General features: G+C 69.9%; 17 protein-coding genes. 10 read left to right on the plus strand and 7 right to left on the minus strand.

Going from position 1 to position 16,257, the window contains the following annotated elements:
• Positions 1-13: 13 nt before the first annotated feature.
• Together IEY84_RS21795 and IEY84_RS21800 are read right to left on the minus strand one after the other, a co-directional pair.
• Positions 14-700, minus strand: a complete 687-nt coding sequence (locus IEY84_RS21795) for a hypothetical protein (RefSeq protein ID WP_183549302.1) — start codon at positions 698-700, stop codon at positions 14-16.
• On the minus strand, positions 697-924 hold the full coding sequence (locus IEY84_RS21800; protein ID WP_183549299.1) for a hypothetical protein: 228 nt from the start codon (positions 922-924) through the stop codon (positions 697-699). Before IEY84_RS21800 ends, IEY84_RS21795 begins: the two co-directional genes overlap by 4 nt.
• 100 nt (positions 925-1,024) lie before the next feature.
• On the opposite strand from IEY84_RS21800, the gene IEY84_RS21805 reads away from it, so the two are divergent.
• On the plus strand, positions 1,025-1,408 hold the full coding sequence (locus tag IEY84_RS21805; protein WP_183549296.1) for a thiamine-binding protein: 384 nt from the start codon (positions 1,025-1,027) through the stop codon (positions 1,406-1,408).
• A 13-nt stretch (positions 1,409-1,421) separates the two neighbouring features.
• Here the strand turns inward: IEY84_RS21805 and IEY84_RS21810 are convergent, their stop codons facing one another.
• From IEY84_RS21810 to IEY84_RS21830, 5 genes are all read right to left on the minus strand, one after another.
• Positions 1,422-1,913 (minus strand): (2Fe-2S)-binding protein, encoded by a 492-nt coding sequence (locus tag IEY84_RS21810; protein WP_183549292.1) that lies wholly within the window; start codon positions 1,911-1,913, stop codon positions 1,422-1,424.
• Positions 1,914-1,921: 8 nt separating this feature from the next.
• The gene (locus IEY84_RS21815) at positions 1,922-4,243 is read right to left on the minus strand and encodes a molybdopterin cofactor-binding domain-containing protein (protein WP_183549289.1); all 2,322 of its coding nucleotides are present in this window, start codon (positions 4,241-4,243) and stop codon (positions 1,922-1,924) included.
• Between the two features lie 204 nt (positions 4,244-4,447).
• A complete protein-coding gene (locus IEY84_RS21820; RefSeq protein ID WP_183549286.1) occupies positions 4,448-4,657 on the minus strand; it encodes a hypothetical protein in 210 nt (69 codons plus the stop codon).
• A 47-nt stretch (positions 4,658-4,704) separates the two neighbouring features.
• Complete coding sequence (locus IEY84_RS21825; protein WP_183549283.1) at positions 4,705-5,388, minus strand: phosphonatase-like hydrolase; 684 nt, start codon at positions 5,386-5,388, stop codon at positions 4,705-4,707.
• On the minus strand, positions 5,385-6,143 hold the full coding sequence (locus tag IEY84_RS21830; protein ID WP_183549268.1) for a GntR family transcriptional regulator: 759 nt from the start codon (positions 6,141-6,143) through the stop codon (positions 5,385-5,387). The genes IEY84_RS21825 and IEY84_RS21830 overlap by 4 nt, the downstream gene beginning before the upstream one ends.
• Before the next feature lie 168 nt (positions 6,144-6,311).
• On the opposite strand from IEY84_RS21830, the gene IEY84_RS21835 reads away from it, so the two are divergent.
• The 9 genes from IEY84_RS21835 to IEY84_RS21875 all read left to right on the plus strand — a co-directional run bounded on the left by IEY84_RS21835 (position 6,312) and on the right by IEY84_RS21875 (position 16,256).
• Positions 6,312-7,469, plus strand: a complete 1,158-nt coding sequence (locus tag IEY84_RS21835; protein ID WP_183549266.1) for a TIGR03364 family FAD-dependent oxidoreductase — start codon at positions 6,312-6,314, stop codon at positions 7,467-7,469.
• Positions 7,470-7,486: 17 nt separating this feature from the next.
• A complete protein-coding gene (locus IEY84_RS21840) occupies positions 7,487-8,443 on the plus strand; it encodes a phosphate/phosphite/phosphonate ABC transporter substrate-binding protein (RefSeq protein WP_183549264.1) in 957 nt (318 codons plus the stop codon).
• Positions 8,443-9,363 carry a phosphonate ABC transporter ATP-binding protein gene (locus IEY84_RS21845; protein WP_229788917.1) on the plus strand — a complete coding sequence of 307 codons (921 nt, stop codon included), beginning with the start codon at positions 8,443-8,445 and terminating at the stop codon, positions 9,361-9,363. Before IEY84_RS21840 ends, IEY84_RS21845 begins: the two co-directional genes overlap by 1 nt.
• Positions 9,360-10,235: a phosphonate ABC transporter, permease protein PhnE gene (phnE, locus tag IEY84_RS21850; protein ID WP_183549262.1), complete on the plus strand. Its 876-nt coding sequence runs from the start codon at positions 9,360-9,362 to the stop codon at positions 10,233-10,235. Before IEY84_RS21845 ends, phnE begins: the two co-directional genes overlap by 4 nt.
• The gene (locus IEY84_RS21855; protein WP_183549260.1) at positions 10,235-11,233 is read left to right on the plus strand and encodes a zinc-binding dehydrogenase; all 999 of its coding nucleotides are present in this window, start codon (positions 10,235-10,237) and stop codon (positions 11,231-11,233) included. Before phnE ends, IEY84_RS21855 begins: the two co-directional genes overlap by 1 nt.
• Positions 11,234-11,244: 11 nt before the next feature.
• Positions 11,245-11,697 carry an NUDIX domain-containing protein gene (locus IEY84_RS21860; RefSeq protein ID WP_183549258.1) on the plus strand — a complete coding sequence of 151 codons (453 nt, stop codon included), beginning with the start codon at positions 11,245-11,247 and terminating at the stop codon, positions 11,695-11,697.
• A 10-nt stretch (positions 11,698-11,707) separates the two neighbouring features.
• A complete protein-coding gene (gene dxs, locus IEY84_RS21865; protein WP_183549256.1) occupies positions 11,708-13,633 on the plus strand; it encodes a 1-deoxy-D-xylulose-5-phosphate synthase in 1,926 nt (641 codons plus the stop codon).
• Positions 13,634-13,641: 8 nt separating this feature from the next.
• Positions 13,642-14,757 (plus strand): sugar diacid recognition domain-containing protein, encoded by a 1,116-nt coding sequence (locus IEY84_RS21870; protein WP_183549254.1) that lies wholly within the window; start codon positions 13,642-13,644, stop codon positions 14,755-14,757.
• A 125-nt stretch (positions 14,758-14,882) separates the two neighbouring features.
• Complete coding sequence (locus IEY84_RS21875; RefSeq protein WP_183549252.1) at positions 14,883-16,256, plus strand: GntP family permease; 1,374 nt, start codon at positions 14,883-14,885, stop codon at positions 16,254-16,256.
• The last annotated feature ends 1 nt before the right edge of the window (position 16,257 follow it).

Consider the following 16,257-nt stretch of genomic DNA (forward strand, 5'->3'; position numbering starts at 1 on the left):
CCCCGGCCTGAGATCAGGCGAGCGAGGCGATCCTGGCGCGGCTGTCCTCGCTCAGGGTGGCCAGGAGTGCCTCCGCGGCCTCGCCCGGGTCGGCCGTGGCGGCGGCGATCTCGGAGACGGTCTCGTCGGGGAGGCCGGCGAGGATCGGGTCCAGCACCGAGGTGTCGTCGAGGAAGAGCGCCACCTGGAGGATCTCGGCGCCGGAGGCGCCGTCCATCACCTGGAGCGAGGTCTCGGGGCCGACCACGCCGGTGAACCTGGCCAGCGTCAGCACGTGACCGTCCGCGAGGAGCCGGCGGCCGACATCGACCAGCAGAGACCGGTCGAGCTTGGCGATGATGGCCCCGACCCGGCTCGGGTCGAGATGGACGGAGAGGTCGGCGAGGAACGCCGGCTTCAGATGACCGGCCAGCTTCGCAGCGTCGGTGGGATCCATCACCGCAGCCACCCGAGCGCTGAGCATCGGCCCCATGGCGATCTCGGTGATCTTCGCGGTGACCGCCGCGGGGAGCTTCTTGCTGACCGCGGCCAGCCCCTTCACCCGGGACTCGTGACGGCTGAACATCGCGTGCGAGACGACCCCGCGAAGGTCGCGGAGGTCATCGGGGGAGGTGGTGGCGAGGAAAGCAAGCTCGGCCTCGTCCACGTGCATCTCGTGGGCGAGCTTGGTGATCTCCAGCGCGCTGGTCAGTGCGGTCATCGAGCACCTCCGAGCATCTTCTGGACGACCCCGCGCAGCATCTTCGGGACCAGCTTGAGCGCCTCGTCGAGAGAGGCGTCGAAGGCCTTGTCCTCTGCGGTCATCGCGCCGTGGACCAGCTCGTCGAAACGGTCCAGCTGCTGGTCGTCGTACGCCGCCAGCGGCGCGAGCCGCGTGGCCGGCACACCGAGCGTGGCAGCGAGCCGGTCGAGTCCCTCAGTCATCGCCTTCCTTCCCGCCGGCTGTGGCACGTTCGGCCCCCGGCGGCGCCACTATATGCAGTCAGGGACGCGCTTGGACGAGGCAGTCGGATAGTGTCGCGGCATGCTCGTCGCCTTCTCGATCGCCCCGACGACCACGGACGACCCCGATGGTTCGGTGGCCGCGTCCGTCGCCGAGGCCATCCGCATCGTCCGCGAGTCCGGACTGCCCAACGAGACCAACGCCATGTTCACGAACCTGGAAGGTGAGTGGGACGAGGTGATGGCTGTCATCAAGCAGTGCGTCGACGCGGTCGCCGCCGTCTCTCCGCGGGTCGGGCTGGTGCTCAAGGCCGACATCCGGCCCGGCTACACCGGCCAGCTCACCGCGAAGGTCGAGCGGATCGAGACGATCGTAGCGAGGCCGAGCGGCGAGCTTGCTCGTCCGCTCGTGCCGAGCGAGAGAGTGACCGCGCGAAGCGCGGAGCAGGAGCTCTCCGGGGACTGACCCCGGAGAGCTCTCAGAGCCCGCGGGCCATCGCCTCCTGGCCGGTCTTGATGGCCTCGCGGATCCGGGAGTAGGTGCCGCAGCGGCAGACGTTGCGAATCGTGTCGAGGTCGGCCTCGTTGATCGCCCGACCCTCCTCGCGCACCTTGTTGACGAGCGCGACCGCGGCCATGATCTGGCCGGGCTGGCAGTAGCCGCACTGGGCGACGTCGTGCTCGAGCCAGGCCTCCTGCATCGGGTGCAGCCCGTCGCCGGGAGCGGTGTCGGCGAGGCCTTCGATGGTGGTGATCTCGTCGTTCTTGTCGAGGTCGGCGACGCGTACGGAGCAGGGGTTGAACGCCTTGCCGTTGATGTGCGACGTACAGGCCTTGCAGACGTTGATGCCGCAGCCGTACTTGGGGCCGGTGACACCGAGGACGTCGCGCAGGACCCAGAGGATGCGGACGTCGTCCTCGACGTCGACAGTGACGGTCTCGCCGTTGAGCTGGAAGGTGTGAGTAGGCATCGAGGACCTCAGAACGTGTAGGCGAGGCCGTCGGTCGGCGACTCGGGGACGGACGGGACGAACGACTTGGGCTCGAAGTGGAGCGGGTCGTGGAAGTTGATCGGGAACTCCGTGGGCATCTTGCCGGTGGCGCGGGCGTAGGCGCAGGCGACGGCTGCCATGGAGGCGGCCACCCCGGCCTCGCCGACACCGCCGGGCTGGTTGCCGTGCGACTCGATCACCTCGCACTCGAACTCGAACGGCGTGTTCCACTGCCGGGTGTAGGCCGAGTTGTCCCAGCTGGCCTCGAGGAACTGCCCGTCGACCAGGTGGTTGCTGTAGGTCAGCGCCTGGCACATGCCGTCGGAGAAGCCACCCATCATCTGGGCCTTGACTCCGGCGGGGTTGATCACCAGCCCGACGTCGGCGACCACGACGGCCTTGGTGACCCGGGGGCCGGTTACGGCGTCGCGTACCTTCCGGTTGACGGTCTCGGGACGGCAGTCGATCTCGACGAGAACGGCGGTGGCGCCCTTGTACTCCTTGTGGATGGCGATGCCCTGTGCGGTGCCGGCCGGCATCGAGCGGCCCCAGTCGCCGAGCTCGGCGGCACGGTCCAGGACCCGCTTGACGCTCTTGCTCTTGAGATAGTTGCGCCGGAAGGTGACCGGATCCTGCTTCAGCTTCTTGGCGAGCTGGTCGACCATGAGCTCGCTGGCCGTGGCGACGTCGGGGGAGTAGATGTTGCGGACCGAGCTGGTGTTGAACCGGTCGACCGCGGGCTTCGGCTCGTTGAGCAGCTGGGTGATGACCCCGAAGTTGTAAGGCAGCTCCTGGCTGAGCAGGAAGATCGACTCCGAGAAGGTCAGGTTCGACAGGCCGGTCGGCAGCGCCGCCGCTTCCGCGGTCAACCGCTCGCCGAGGCCGTGGGTGAAATCGGTGGCCACGCTGGCGTGGCGCTGCTCGAAGGTGAGCACGCTGCCGGCCAGCACCGTCGCCCGGATCCGAGAGACGGCCATCGGGTGCACTCGGCCTTGGCGCGGCTCGTCGGCGCGGTGCCACATCAGCTTGACCGGCGCACCGAAGGCCTTGGAGGCGTGGGCGGCCTCGACCGCGGCGTCGCTGAAGAGCTTGCGCCCGAAGGAGCCGCCGCCCTGGACGACGTTGACGGTCACGCTTGTCTGCGGGAGGCCGAGCGCCTTGGCGATCCGGCCCTGGGCGTCGATCGGTGACTTCAGGCCGCCCCAGATGGTGGCCTTTCCGTCGCGTACGTCGGCCACCGCGCAGTTTGGCTCGAGCGCCGAACCGCTGCGGAAGTGGAAGGTGAACTCGCCGTCGACCGAGGTCGCCCCGATCTTCGGCACAGCCAGGGGGATTTGACCGGCCTTGAGCTCGGCCTTGATGTCCTTGGCCGACAGGGTCGTCACGGTGCCGGAGTTCCAGGTGACGTCCAGCGCGCGGACGGCGTCGATGCACTGACCGAAGGTCTTTGCCCGGACCGCGACGCCGGTCGGGATGATCGCGACGTGGGTGACGCCCGGCATCGTCTCGACGTCGATCTTGTTGTTGATCGACTCCGGGGTGCCGTTGAGCTCAGGTGCGCGGCACACCATCGTGGGCAGTGCGTTGGGGATGTCGAGATCCATCGCGAACTGCTTCTTGCCGGTGACGGCATCGCGTGCGTCGACGCGCCGGTGAGGCTTGCCGACGATCTGGTGGTCTGCGGTCTTCTTCAGCTCGACCTCGACCTTCTCGGTCGTCGGCTTGGCCGCCTTGGCGGCCGCCTCGCCGTAGGTCACCGACGAGCCGTCCGGGAGGCTGATCACGCCGTCCTTGGAGGTCAGCTGCGTGACCGCGCCCCCGAGCAGGATCGCGGCGGCCTCGAGCAGCGCCTTGCGGGCGATGGCGGCGGCGACGCGGACCGGGGTGTACATCGAGACGATCGTGTTGGAGCCACCGGTCAGCTGGTTGAAGAGCAGCTCCGGCCGCGCCGGGGCCAGCGTGACGTGCACGTGGTCGACCGGGAGGTCGAGCTCGTCGGCGATGAGCATCGCGACGGCCGTCGTGATGCCCTGCCCGACCTCCATGCGCGGCAGCGCGAAGTGGGCGTGGCCCTTCTCGTCGACCTCGATCGCGATCAGGTTCGAGGTCGGCATCGCGCAGTGCGTCAGGAAGTCGTTGAGGTCGTAGAGCTCAGGAACCTGAGGTACCGACGGCACCGGCAAGGCGTTGGCGGCTGGCGGTGCCAGCCCCAGATCGGCGGCGGTGATGAGCGTGGCGCCGCCGATGACGTATCCGACGAACGATCGTCTGGAGACCCGAGCAGGTCCGTCCGAGTTGTGCGTCCCCATGTGTGTTCACTCCTGGCTTGGGCAGGGTCCGAGTTTTGTGACCCCCGACACTTAGCACCCTTCCTCAGCCGTGCAGCGTTTGAGAAGGGCGGGTCGCAAAATTTGTGCCCGGGCATGAACACGGTTGGCACCGCTGTATATCGCTGCATATCCATGCAGGTTCGAAACGCGTGCCTGCGGGGACGCCGTGCCTCCGAGGCGGGCCTATGCCTTGGCGGGCTTCCGGCCGACGAACCAGTAGGTCGCCGCGCCGAGCAGGTTGGTGCTGCCCCACAGCCGCCACAACATCCGCGGCCCGCGCAGCTCGTCGTCCGAGCGGCTCTGCAGGTCACGCAGGATCACCGGAGCGACTGCCGCCTGGGCCATGATCGCGCCGGTGGTCAGGATCGCCTTCTGCTTCTTGGTGAGTGCCATGGCGACAGTCTTTGCCTTCGTTTGGGTCCAGTCAAGGGATCTGGGTCTCACAGGAGTGTCGGCAGGTCGGCCGTGGAGGCGAGAAGGTGGGTGTGGGGCTCGGTGGCGAGCTGGTCGTGGGTGAAGGAACCGGTGGCGACGCCGACCACGAAGCCCGCTCCGGCGTTGGTGCCGGCGCCGAGATCGTTGGGGGTGTCGCCGGCGACCAGCACGCGGCGTACGTCCTGGACGCCGGTGGCCTCCATGCAGTGGAAGACCAGGTACGGAGCGGGGCGGCTGGCGGCGACGAGGTCGGAGGTGATGACGGCGTCGACGATGGTGCCGGCACCGGCTCCGACCGTCCAGCCGAGGCCGTCGAGGATGGCGGCGGCGATCTCGGTGGAGTAGCCGGTCTGCAGGGCGACCTTCACGCCCTGGGAGCGCAGTGTCGCGAACATCTCGGGCACGCCCGGGAACGGCTCCGGTGGGGTCTCACGGTAGGCGGTGACGAGGCGTTCACCGAAGCCGTCGAAGATCTTGTCGACCTGGGCGGTGCTCGGGTCCCGGCCGAGCCCGCGCAGCAGCCCTTGGATCGCCTCCCACTTGGAGGTGCCCTTCCACTGCAGCAGCAGGTCGTGGGGGACCGGCTCGCCGGCGGCGTCGGCGACGGTCGTCTCGAGGACGTCGTAGACGAGTCCGCCCTCGTCGACGGTCGTGCCGGCCATGTCGAGGGCGGCGAGCTGGAAGTTCACGAGATCTCCTTGAGGATGCGTACGTCGGTGCGGACCCCGGCCGCGGACGGCCGGGCGTTGTCGATGGTGAAGGTGACCCGGTCGGGCCGGTAGCGGTCGTCGGCGTACTCCAGCGGGACCCCGTCCGAGGAGGTGGCCCGGCGGCGCTCGCGCAGCAGCGGGCTGCCGACGGCGATGTCGAGCAGGTCGGCGTCGGTCTCGTCGGCCGCGACCGCGTCCATGGTGTGGCGTGCCGCGTGCAGGTCGACGCCGGACGCGGTCAGGTAGCCGTAGAGCGACCCGGAGTCGGGGTCGAAGTCGAACAGCAGGCGCCCCACGGTCTCGACGAAGGTGCTGCGCTCCAGCATCGCGGGCTGGTCGTCGAGCAGACGCAGCCGGAGCACGTCGACGACCGGGTCCCCCTCCTGGATGCCGAGCGCCTCGGCGGCCGCGGCGGTCGCGCCGCGTCGGGCGACCTCGATGGTGCGCTGGCCGGCGGTGTGGCCGATCTGCTGCACCCAGGCGCTGAACGAGATCAGCTGCTCGAAGGGCTGCCCGAGCGCGGTGTCCCGCACGGTCGGTGGACGCCCCTGCCCGCCGCTGAGCAGGCCCTCGCGGCGCAGGCTCGCCAGTGCCGTACGGATCGTGCCGCGGGAGGCGCCGAACTGCTCGCACAGCTGCGCCTCGGAGGGGATCGGAGCGCCGGTCGGAAGCTCGCCGGCGATGATCCGGGCGCGGATGGCCTCGGCGACCTGGACATGCAACGGGCTGCTCATGGACAGCAGGCTACAACTTGATCAGACAAGTGTGATCAAGCGCTTCGTGAACGCCCGGATAACGCTCAGAGAGCCAAGCAGGGGCCAGGAAAACGACCGGTTAACTTGTCTGTACATGTTCGTCGGGACTGTTGACCGCGGCTGCCGCGAGACAGAAGTGTTCGGGCCGTGCCAACTCATACGACCACCCCCGACGGTGCCGCCGACCTTGTCGTCGTCGGTGCCGGGATCGTCGGCCTCGCGCATGCCGTCGAAGGGCTCGCGCGCGGCCTGAAGGTCCACGTCATCGAGCGGGACGAGCGCGCCGTCGGCGCCTCGATCCGCAACTTCGGGCACATCTGCCCCACCGTGCAGTCGGGCCAGACCCTCGCCTATGCCCTCCCGGCCCGGGAACGCTGGCTCGCCCTCGCCGCCAAGGCGGGCTTCAGCCTCCAGGAGACGGGGACGGTCGCCGTGGCCCGGTCCGAGGCGGAGATGGCCGTGCTCGAGGAGTTCGCCGCGGCGCGCGGCTCCGAGCAGGCCCGCGTGCTGGATGCCGGGGCGACCCGTGACCTGTTCCCGCCGGCCGCCGCGGACGTCCGTGGCGGTGCCCACCTGCCGCTGGATCTCCGTGTCGATCCGCGCGAGGCGCTTCCCGCGATCGCCGCCTGGCTCGAGACCCAAGGCGTCCGGTTCAGCTGGTCGACCCATGTCGGCGCCATCGATCCGGTCACCGACGGGGTCGAGGTCCGCACCAGCCGCGGAACGGTCCGTTCCGCACGCGTCGTCCACGCCGCCGGCCACGACGTCGACAGGCTCTTCCCTCAGGTGGCCGACAAGGCGGAGGTACGCCGCTGCCGGCTCCAGATGCTCGAGGTGGCGCCTCCGGGCGACGTCGAGATCGGCCCGGCGGTGCTGACCGGTCTCTCGATGCTGCGCTACGGCGGGTTCGCCGAGACCGCGGCGGCTGCCGACGTACGCACGGAGCTCGAGCAGACGAGCCCGGAGCTCCTCGACGTCGTCATGAACCTCATGCTCACCCAGCGTCCGGGCACCGGCGGTCGGCCGGGATCGATCGTCCTGGGCGACACCCACCACTACGACCGTACGCACCTGCCCTTCGACGACGAGCACGTCGCCGAGCTGGTGCTACGAGAAGGGGCGCGGCTGCTCGGGGCTCCGCTCACCGTCCGACGTCGCTGGCGAGGTGTCTACGCGGACTCACCGCGTACCGACTTCCTCATCGACGAGCCGTTCCCGGGACTCCGGGTCGTCTCGGTGACGTCGGGCATCGGCATGACCACCGCACTGGGCCTCGCGCCCGATGTCCTCGACCAGCTGCTCTGACCACAGGAGAAACCGACATGTTCACGCTGCGCTCCCTCACCGCGCTCGCCGGCGCCGCCACCTTGACCCTCGCCCTGACCGCCTGCGGCGGTGACGCGGACACTCAGAGGTCCGGCTCGGAGAAGGCGGCCACCGGCGGCGAGATCGGACCCGACCAGATCTGTCCCGACGGCACCCTCGCGATGGGCGTCGAGCCCTTCGAGGACCCCAAGACCCTGATCCCCGTCTACGAGACCCTGGGCAAGGCTCTCGGCGAGGAGCTCGGCTGCGAGGTCGAGGTGCAGATCTCCGACACGTACGTCGCCGAGATCCTCGCCATGCAGAACGGCAAGCTCGACATCGGCCAGTTCGGTCCGCTGGGCTATGTCTTCGCCCAGAAGCAGGCCGGCGCCACACCGCTGGCGTCCTTCGCGGGCGAGGACGGCAAGGTCTCCTCCTACACCGGGGGCATCTGGGTGCCGAAGGACTCGCCGGTCAAGTCCGTCGAGGACCTCGCAGGCACGACCCTGGCGCTGTCTGAGTCCGGCTCCACCTCCGGTGACGCGGTGCCACGCAAGGCTCTCATCGACGCCGGGATCGAGAAGGACGTCAGGGCCGAGTACGCCGGTGGCCACACCGAGGCGCTGCTGGCCCTGGTCAACGGGAAGGTCGATGCGGCCGAGATCAACAGCCAGACCCTGGCGTCGGCGACCGCGGAGGGCCAGTTCGACGAGTCCTCGTTCCGCCAGGTCTGGAAGTCCGAGCCGATCCTCAACGACCCCATCGCAGCCGGCCCGAACATGACGCCGGAGGTGTCCGCGGCCGTCCAGGAGGCGCTGTTGAACCTTCCCGCCGACGCGGTCGCGGAGATCGGTGAGTACCTCGACTTCACCCCGCCGGCCGGCAAGCCCGCGCTGGTCGCGGTGACCGATGACGACTACAAGCCGGTCGCCGAGCTCGCCGAGGCTCTCGACCTCACCACGGACGACCTCTGATGAGGGCTGATCACCTCTCCAGCGGCGCCATGCTGCGTGTCGACGGCCTGAGGAAGGCGTTCGGGGAGAAGACGGTCCTGGACGGTCTGTCCTTCGAGGTCGCCTCCGGGGAGGTGGTCAGCCTCCTCGGGGCCAACGGTTCCGGCAAGTCCACGTCGCTGCGCTGCGTGGTCGGTCTGGAACGTCCCGACGGTGGCACGATCACCGTCGACGGCGTCAGCGCCAGGCCGGGTGAGACGACCGGAGCGAGGTCGAGCGGCGAGCTTGCTCGTCCGCTCGCGCCGAGCGAGGGAGTGACCGCGCGAAGCGCGGAGGCGGTGCCGACGGTGGCGATGGTGTTCCAGAAGATCCATCTGGTGCCTCGTCGCAGCGTGCTCGACAACGTCTGCGCGGGAGCGCTCGGACGGCTCAGCCTGAGCCGGTCCTGGTCGGTGCTGGCCTTCCCGCGCGAGGTCCAGGCCGAGGCGATGGCGTGCCTGGACCGGGTCGGTCTCGCCGACCGGGCTCGAGAGAAGGCAGGTCGTCTCTCCGGCGGCCAGCAGCAGCGGGTCGCGGTCGCTCGGGCACTGTGCCAGCGCGCCCAGGTCCTGCTCGCCGACGAGCCGGTCTCGGCGCTCGACCCGGCGGCCTCCGAGCAGGTGATGAACCTGCTCCGCTCGCTGGCCGACGACGACGGGCTCGCCGTGGCGGCCGTGCTCCACCAGCCCGACCTGGCGCGCCGCTTCTCCGACCGGATCCTCGGGCTGGCCGGCGGACGGCTCGTCTTCGACAGCAGCTCCGAGGTCACCGACCAGGCAGTCGCCGACCTCTATCGCCCCGCCCTCGAGGCGCTGGAGGCCGCGGAGGCCGCGGAGGCCGCTGTGGCTGGCTCCACGGCCCCGAAGGAATCCACAGACTCCGCTACGAAAGAGTTCGCATGACCGGCCTGACCACCGCTCCGAGACCGCGACTCGACATCCCGCCGCGGTACCGCCCGGCCGGGATCGCCACCGGGGCGGTCGTCGCGATCGCCCTGATACTGGTGCACTGGTACGCCGCGGTGCAGACCAACACCTCGCCCAAGGAGCTGCTCGAGGGCTGGCGGGGCCTGTGGAACTTCCTGTTCGGCGTGGACCGCACCTACCCGAACGGCAAGACGATCCACCAGGACGGCGCCTTTCCGCTGGATCTGCGCTGGTCCGAGACGATCCGGCCCGGGCTGGAGTACTGCCTGCTGACGATCTGGATCGGCCTGCTCGGCACCACTCTGTCGATCCCGGCAGCGCTCTTCTTCGCCGTGATCTCGTCGCGGACGACCAACCGGTTCGTCCCGCTGTGGTTCTTGGGGCGTGGGGTGATGTCGGTGCTGCGCGCGGTCCCCGAGACCGTGTACGCGCTGATGTTCATCGCCGCGGTCGGCTTCGGTGCCTTCCCGGGAGTGATCGCGTTGGCTATCCACAACGTCGCGGTCATGGGCAAGCTGTGGTCCGAGGCGATGGACGAGGTGGACCAGGGGCCCGTCGAGGCCCTCCGTGTGGCCGGAGCCTCGCCCGTGCAGTCGGCCGCGCACGCCGTGCTGCCTGCGGTGATGCCGTCGCTGCTCGGGCTGCTGCTCTATCGGTTCGACACCAACGTACGCAGCTCCGTGATCCTCGGCACCGTCGGTGCGGGCGGCATCGGGTTCTTCATCAAGACCGAGGTGGACAGCTTCCACTTCGACACGATGATGACCTACGTGTGCATGGTGATCGTCCTGATCATCGTCATCGACCTGTTCAGCGCCTGGCTGCGCAAGAAGGTAGGCACCGTCTGATGGCGCGGTCGGCGCGGGTGGCGGTGTGGCGAGGCGGTGCCGAGGTGACGTCGGAGACCGTGCCCCTGCCATCGCCGGGGCAGGGGGAGACGCTGGTCGAGATCGACCTCGCGACGGTGTGCGGTTCCGACCACCACACCGTCTCCGGCCGGCGTCCCGGCGCCTGTCCGAGCGTGCTCGGGCACGAGGGCGTCGGCCGGATCGCGGGCACGGGACAGCGAGTGGTCTGGGGCGTCACCGTCTCGTGCGGGGCCTGCGACCGCTGTCTCCGAGGCCTCACCGCGAAGTGCCGCCGGGTGCGCAAGCTCGGGCACGAGAGGTACGAACCGGGGTGGCCGCTGTCGGGCACCTATGCGACCCACGTGCTCCTGCCCGCCGGCACCGCGGTGGTGCCGGTCCCGGACACGCTGACCGACGAGGTCGCCGCGCCGGCGGGGTGCGCCACCGCCACGGTGATGGCCGCGCTCGAGCGGGCCGGCTCGCTGAACGGTCGCCGGGTGCTGATCGTCGGTGCCGGGATGCTCGGCCTCACCGCGGTCGCCGCCGCAGCCGGGGCCGGTGCGGCCGAGATCGTGGTGAGCGACGTCGAGCCTGCTCGGCTGGAGCTCGCCGTCGACTTCGGCGCGACCTCGACGCTCCCCGCCGCGCAGACGCTGCCGACGGTCGATGTCGCGCTGGACTTCTCCGGCGCGGCACCGGCGATCGAGGAAGCCCTCGCGGCCCTCGACATCGGCGGGTCGCTCCTCCTGGTCGGATCGGTCTCCCCAGGGCCGGCGATCCGGCTCGACCCGGAGGACGTCGTGCGCGGATGGCGCTCGGTCAGCGGCGTACACAACTACGAGCCGCGCCACCTCGAGCAGGCGGTCGCCTTCCTGGCGGCGTCCACCCGGCCCTGGGCCGATCTGGTCGAGGCACCCGTCGGCCTCGACCGCGTGGGGAGCCTCCTGACGGGCGAGCTCGGGAGGCCGCGCGCCTCGGTGCGCCCGGCCAACAACTAGGCTCGCTCCTCATGACCGAGTTCGCCGCCGTGATCCTTGTCGACCGTCGTGGCTGGGTGCTGCTCCAGGAGCGCGACGAGCATCCCCGCATCGCACCGGAGAAGTGGTCCTTCTGCGGCGGCCACCTCGAGCCCGGCGAGGACCCGCTGACCGGCGCCGCGCGCGAGCTCGAGGAGGAGACCGAGATCCGGGTGAGCCCTGCCGACCTGCACCTGGTCGCCGTCCACGACGTCCACCACCCCGAGACCGGCACCGACGACAAGCTCCACCTGTACGCCGCCGGTGTCGACCTCACCGATGCCGACGTCGTGTGTCACGAGGGCCGCCAGATCGTCTTCGTCGACCCCGCAAAGGCGCCTGACCTGGATCTCAGCGACTCGGCCCGGATCGGGCTGCCGCAGTTCCTGGGATCTCCTCAGCACGCGGCGCTATCCGAGTCGGTGCCCTTCAGGATCGCGCCGTAGAATCCGGGCCATGGGTCTCCTCGAACGCATTGCCGCGCCGCAGGATCTACGCGATCTCTCCGACGACCAGCTCGAGCTCCTCGCGAGCGAGATCCGGGACCTGATGATCCGGACGGTGGCCACCAACACCGGCCACCTCGGGCCGAACCTCGGCGTGGTCGAGCTGACCCTGGCGATGCACCGGGTCTTCGACAGCCCGAGCGACAAGATCGTCTTCGACACGGGCCACCAGTCCTACGTCCACAAGCTCGTCACCGGCCGGGCCGGCGACTTCGGCACGCTGCGCCGCGAGGGCGGGATGAGCGGCTACCCGAGCCAGTCCGAGTCCGACCACGACGTGGTCGAGAACTCCCACGCCTCCACCGCGCTCTCCTACGCCGACGGCCTGGCCAAGGCCTACACGATCCGCGGCGAGGACCGCCACGTCGTCGCCGTGATCGGCGACGGCGCGCTGACCGGCGGGATGGCCTGGGAGGCGCTCAACAACATCGCGATCCAGCACGACTCCCGGCTGGTCATCGTGGTCAACGACAACGGTCGCTCCTACACCCCGACCATCGGCGGCCTGGCCACGGCGCTGACGGCGCTGCGTACGAATCCGCGCTACGAGCTGGTCCTCGACATGGTCAAGCGTCGCCTCAACGCGGTGCCCGGGATCGGCGCGATGGCCTACGACGCGCTGCACGCGGTCAAGAAGGGGCTCAAGGACGCGGTCGCGCCCCAGGGGCTCTTCGAGGACCTCGGTCTGAAGTACGTCGGGCCCGTCGACGGCCACGACCGGCACTCCCTCGAGCAGGCCCTGACCAGCGCCAAGAAGTTCGGCGGCCCGGTGATCGTGCACGCGATCACCCGCAAGGGCTACGGCTACGACCCGGCCGAGCGCCACGAGGCCGACCAGTTCCACTCGCCGGGCCCCTTCGACGTCCAGACCGGCGCCGAGAAGCCCAAGGGCCGGATCTGGACCGACCACTTCTCCGATGCGATGGTGCGGCTGGGGGAGAGCCGCCAGGACATCGTCGCGATCACCGCGGCGATGATGCACCCGGTCGGGCTCGACGCTTTCCAGGCCAGGTTCCCCGCGCGCACCTTCGACGTCGGCATCGCCGAGCAGCACGCCGCCACCTCGGCCGCCGGCCTGGCGATGGGTGGCCTCCACCCGGTCTTCGCGGTCTACGCCACCTTCCTCAACCGTGCCTTCGACCAGGTGCTGATGGACTGCGCCCTCCACCGCGCCGGGGTGACGTTCGTCCTCGACCGTTCCGGAGTGACCGGTGACGACGGCGCCTCCCACAACGGGATGTGGGACATGTCGCTGCTCCAGGTCGTTCCCGGCCTGCGGCTGGCCGCGCCCCGCGACATCACCCGGCTGAACGAGCTGCTCGACGAGGCAGTCGACGTCGACGACGCGCCCACCGTCGTACGTTTCCCGAAGGGCCCTCCGCCGGAGGACATCCCCACGATCGCCAAGCTGGGCGGCGCCGACGTGCTCGTGCGCAACGGCACCAAAGACGTCCTGGTCCTCGGCGTCGGCTCGATGGCCGAGGTCGCCATGGGCGTCGCGGAGCGGCTCACCGCGCAGGGAATCGGTGTCACCGTCGTCGACCCCCGATGGGTGAAGCCGGTCGATCCGGCCCTCGTCGAGGCGGCCGCCGACCACAGGCTCGTCGTCACCATCGAGGACAACGGCATCGCCGGCGGCGTGGGGGCATCGTTCCTGCAGACCCTGACCGCCGCCGACGTACGCACGCCGGTGAAGATCCACGGGATCCCGCAGGAGTTCCTCGACCACGCCAAGCGTCCCAAGATCCTGGAGGCGATCGGTCTGACGCCGCAGGCGATCGCCCTGGACACCATCTCGGCCCTGCCGACGGGGTCGGAGGACGCCGCGGAGGTCACCGAGGGCGCGGGGTCGTTGTCCCGCCAGGAGCAGTTCTGACCGCTGCGGTGGGCACCGCTCACCTGACCCCGGAGCTGGCGCACCAGGTCGTCGAACGGACCATGGGCGTCATCGGGCACAACGTCAACGTGATGGACGCGGCCGGGGTGATCCTGGCATCGGGGCAGGACGACCGGATCGGCACCGTGCACGAAGGCGCCCTCCTGGCGGCACAGCAGGACCGGGTGGTGGAGATCGCGCACTCCGACGCGCTGGCGCTGCGCGGCGTCCAGCCGGGGATCAACCTGCCGCTGCGCTGCCACGGCCAGCTGGTCGGAGTCGTCGGGATCACCGGCGAACCCGGGCAGGTGCGCGTGCTCGGCGACCTGATCCGGGTGACGGCGGAGCTGATGGTGGACCAGGCCCAGGCGGCGGAGTCGCGACAGTGGCGTTACCGGGAGCGCGAGGAGTTCGTCGGTCATGCCGCCGCAGGCCGGCTCGCACCGCGCGAGCTCGCCGAATGGGCCGCCGGGCTGGGCATCGACCTCGAGGTGCCTCGACGTGCGACCGTGGTCGCACCGACAGCCCGCAGCAAGCCGGACATCGAGGCCCTTCGGGGGCTCCAGCGGGACCTGATGCAGGTACGCGGTGTCCTGGTCGGACGGGTGGAGCCGCAGGAGCTCGTCGTCTTCAGCCCGGCTGGTCGCTCCCGAGGGCCGAACGAGGAGGTGACCGCGCTGCTGCGGGCCGCTGAGGGTCGTCTCCGGCACGCCACCGGGCGGGCCTTCGCCGGGCGCAGCGCCTTCGAGCATGCGTACCTGACCGCCCGCGACGCCCTGGCGGTGACCGATCTCGTCGGCGCGGGCGGCGCTGCGTACGACTTCGAGGACGTGCCGCTGCTCGCCCTGGTCAGAGGCATGGGGGAGGGATGGCGCGGCGATCTGCTCGCGGAGCCGTGGCAACGGCTGGTCGCGACCGACCGGTCCGGCGAGCTCGTGGCCACCTTCAACGCCTACATCGAGCACCATGCGAGCGCGACGGCAGCGGCGGGTGCGCTGCACGTCCACCGCAACACGGTCCGGTACCGCCTCTCCCGGATCGGTGAGATCACCGGGCTGCGGATGGACCACCTGCCGGACGTGCTGATCCTCTACCTCGGTCCGGTGCTCGGCTCGGCGCGCTAGCCGGTCCTCGTGGTTGTGCACATGCACAAGAACTAGGCCGCTGGCCTTGGCCATCTGCCTGTGGACGTCGTCACATCGCGGCACCGATGCTGTGCTGCGTACTTCTTTGACGACTGAGGACTTCGATGGCCGACCTGTTGATTCTGCTCGCCCTGGTGACCGGACTGATCCTGCTCACCGCGTGGGCACGGATGCACCCGTTCCTGGCACTCCTGCTGACCGCTCTGGTCGGCGGCCTTGCCTTCGGGCTGCCACCACTCACCGACGGTGACACGCCAGGTGTCGTCGCGATCGCCACCGGCGGTTTCGGCAGCACCCTCGGCGGCATCGGGATCGTGATCATCCTCGGCACGATCATCGGCGTCTTCCTCGACCGGTCCGGTGCGGCGATCACGATGGCCGATGCCATCGTGAGGGTGCTCGGCCGCCGGTTCCCGACGCTGACGATGAGCATCATCGGGTACGTCGTATCGATACCGGTCTTCTGCGACTCCGGCTACGTCATCCTCAACTCGCTCAAGGAGTCGATGGCCGCACGGACTCGCACCAGCCCGGTCGCGATGTCCGTCGCGCTGGCCACCGGTCTCTACGCCACCCACACGCTCGTCCCGCCGACTCCCGGCCCGATCGCGGCCGCCGGCAACCTGGGTCTCGATGCGAAGCTCGGTCTGGTGATGGCCATGGGTCTCGTGGTCGGTCTCGTCTCCGCGGGGGCAGGGACGCTGTGGGCGCTCCGCTTCCGTGATGTGCAGCCCGACGGCGCCTCGGACGCCGAGGTCGACCGCCGGATCGCCGAGTTCGAGAAGCTCGCCAACACCGTCCAGCGACCGGGAGCCGCCATGGCGTTCGCCCCGATCGTGATCCCGATCGTGCTGATCATGCTCGGCTCGGCGATGTCGCTGCCGTTCCTTCCCGGCACCGAGACGACGGCCGCCGACGTGCTGCGTTTCGTCGGTCAGCCGGTCATCGCGTTGCTGATCGGCCTCGGGATCGCGGTCGCCGGCCTGCGCCCGACCAACCACGAGAAGACCGTGACCGACCGGGTCGCGGAAGGAATCGTCGACTCCGCGCCGATCCTGCTCATCACCGGCGCTGGCGGCGCGTTCGGTGCCGTCATCCAGGCAACCGACATCGGCACCTTCCTCGGCACCGAGCTCTCCGCTCTGGGGATCGGGATCATGGTTCCGTTCCTGATCGCGGCCGCGCTCAAGACGGCCCAGGGTTCCTCGACGGTCTCGATGGTGACCACCTCCGCCCTGGTCGCGCCCCTGGTGGCCGACCTCGGCCTCGGCAGCGACATGGGACGTACGCTGGTCGTGCTCGCGATCGGCCTGGGAGCGATGACGGTCTCGCACGCCAACGACAGCTACTTCTGGGTGGTCAGCCAGTTCAGCAAGATGAGCGTGCCGCAGGCCTACCGTGCCCAGACCATGGCGACCCTGGTCCAGGGGATCGCCGGCATGGTCGTCGTCGTTCCGCTCTCCCTGCTGATCGCCTGAG

The sequence above is a fragment of the Nocardioides albus genome (genome assembly GCF_014648255.1).
GTDB classification, from domain to species: Bacteria; Actinomycetota; Actinomycetes; order Propionibacteriales; family Nocardioidaceae; genus Nocardioides; species Nocardioides albus.